This is a genomic window from Paraburkholderia humisilvae, assembly GCF_902859855.1.
Lineage (GTDB): Bacteria > Pseudomonadota > Gammaproteobacteria > Burkholderiales > Burkholderiaceae > Paraburkholderia > Paraburkholderia humisilvae.
Window position 1 is genome coordinate 1 of sequence record NZ_CADIKH010000263.1, and the last position, 2,415, is coordinate 2,415.

The following is a 2,415-nucleotide window of genomic DNA, read 5'->3' on the forward strand; positions in this document are numbered from 1 at the left end:
GTTGGCCGATCGCTACGAACCCGTGCCCGGCCGCACCACGCAGGACTTTGTGAACCATTACACGACGGCGATGCTGCCGGCGCGGCCGCGCAAACCGCAGGACAAGGAGTAGATCTCACATTGCACCTTGTCCGGGAGTTGGAGCGACGATGAAGGTTGGCCGCGTTGCTTTGCGTCCACCAGTACCTCTGACGATCACGACATTGCCCAGGGGTTCGTACAGACACCGGTGATCATGCCCGTAAACGTGCCATCGTAGAAGCCCTTGCCGTCCCCATTGGTGAATCGTGGTTTGGCTAACTTCGAGCTGCATGGCGAGTTCGGCGCCGGTGAGCAGGCCGCGCGAGCGCAGTCGCTCGAATCGACTCGGCAGCTCATAGGTGGTCCGTACCAGCGCCACCTTCCTGGCGGTAAATATCTGGTGCTGCCAGTTTGTATATCCGAGTTCGTTGAGTCGCGTAGCGACCTGCTGATCAGTGCATGTTTCCAGAAGCCCATCGATGAGGGTTACGACCGCCGGTTGCGTCTTGCGTACAAGTGCCATCGACCTGGGCTTGTCGACTGCCAGTGAGGTCGTGCGGCCGCCGCGGAAGCGCACGTGGATCGAAACCTTGTCCGACTTCACAAGAGTGACGTCCTCGATGAGCAGTCTTGGCATACGCTTGCGCTCGATGGATTCGATACGTCTGTCGTTCCACACGACGGCGAAGTCATCCGCGAGAGCCCGAATGCGCGCGCGAGCCTCGTCGCCAAGCAGATCCTGATCCGATTGGCGTTGGCGTTCGTGTTCCTGCTGTAGCACGTCCAGTCGACGAAGGCGATCATTCCAGTCGGCCTCAAGCGTGTCGGCAACCATCCTGTTTGCCGGATCAACATTCATGTAGCGACGGCGCGCGAGCTCAGCTTCGTAACGCGCACGTTCCAGTTGCTTCATGCGCATGGAGTTGGCCTGTTCAATACGTCCGGCGATCTCGTCCTCGACCGCGAGCGCCACTTCGATGGCTGCCGGCCCAACCGTCTGAAGCAGTAATGCGCTGATGGCGTCGTCAATTGCGCGCCCACGCACTGACTGGCACGGTTTGCCAGCGTCATGGGCAGCGACGTCATGACATACGTAGTACGGTTCAAGCCTGCCGCCCACCTTCTGGTAGCGTACGCGCATGCGATTTCCGCACAACCCACAGATGACTCGCCCCTGTAGCAGTCCGTCGCCTTCGCGAGGAACGGTACCTCGCGCGAGCGAACCGAATCCGTTTGCGCTTTGCCTGAGCGTAACCTGATTGCGTTCGAATTCGTCCCAGTCGATATAGCCGACGTGGGCGCCGCGGATGAGCACCTGCCAGTCGGATTGAGCGACCTTTAACTGCGTGCCCGTCAGGTCAGCCTTGCGCCCAATGCGTGTGCGTCCATACACAAAGGCCCCAGCGTATCGCGGATTGTGCAGAATCTGCAGGACACGCGATGTGTTTAGCCCGCCCCATTGCACTTCGCCCTTGCCGATGCCGCGGCGGATGCGCTGCGGGAAGACCCAGCCTTCGCGACGGAACCGGCGTACAACCATGCTCGCCGGGTGCGTTTGCCGGTAAGTATCAAACAGCAGTCGCAGGCTTGCGTGGATTTGCTGGTCAGGGTCAAGTACAACCGATCCGTTTGGATGGTAGACCAGTCCGATGGGTAGGGGGAGTTCGAGCTCGCCACGTCGTGCCTTGTTGCGCATCCCACCCTGCAGCCGCGCGTTCAGAACGTGCAACTCCGCCTCGCTCATGGTTCCCTTCAGTCCGAGCAGCAGGCGGTCGTTGAAGTAAGCCGGATCATAGACGCCGTCTTCGTCAAGAATCAAGGTGTGGGTCAGTGCCGCAAGTTCGATGAGCCGATGCCAGTCGGCATTGTTGCGCGCGAGACGTGACACCTCCAGCCCGAGTACGATGCCGGCGTGACCGATGGCGACCTCCGATACCAGTTGCTGGAAACCGTCCCGATGTTCTGCGCTTGCGCCGGATAGACCAAGGTCGCTGTCGATGACATGCACGCGTTCGATGGGCCAGCCCAGCGTTACTGCACGCTCGCGTAATGCGTACTGGCGTTTCGTACTCTCGGTGTTCTCGAACACCTGACGTAGCGACGATTGCCGTACGTAAAGGAAGGCATCACGTCGTAAGTGATCGGGCGTGACTTTCTGATACAGATCAGTAGACATGGGCGAGCTCCGAATGGGTGCGCAGAACGAGATTGGCCAACAGACGTACCAGTTCGTCGCTGGCTGGGGGTGCGCCCACGCGTTCCTCTGTGCGAGATGAAGGAGCGTCTCTGGTCGCAGGGGCGGTCGCGAGCATGGGAAGCCCATGCAGCATGCCGTGATAACGAAGCGCCCCCATACCCTCGGGGCGCGGAGCACCTTCTATCACCTCGTCGCGT

Annotated in this window: 2 protein-coding genes; both read right to left on the bottom strand. The window is 60.4% G+C overall.

Annotated elements, in window-relative coordinates; all coding sequences use genetic code 11:
* Window positions 1-115: 115 nt before the first annotated feature.
* On the bottom strand, window positions 116-2,197 hold the full coding sequence (locus HV796_RS41700; RefSeq protein ID WP_175233474.1) for a recombinase family protein: 2,082 nt from the start codon (window positions 2,195-2,197) through the stop codon (window positions 116-118).
* Window positions 2,187-2,415 (bottom strand): hypothetical protein (locus tag HV796_RS43770; protein WP_217478226.1); only part of this gene is annotated, 229 nt, incomplete at its 5' end. The genes HV796_RS43770 and HV796_RS41700, both read right to left, overlap by 11 nt.

Coding starts and splice junctions, on each gene's coding strand:
- HV796_RS41700 (WP_175233474.1), bottom strand. CDS start 2,197: ATGTCTACTGATCTGTATCAGAAAGTCACGCCCGATCACTTACGACGT.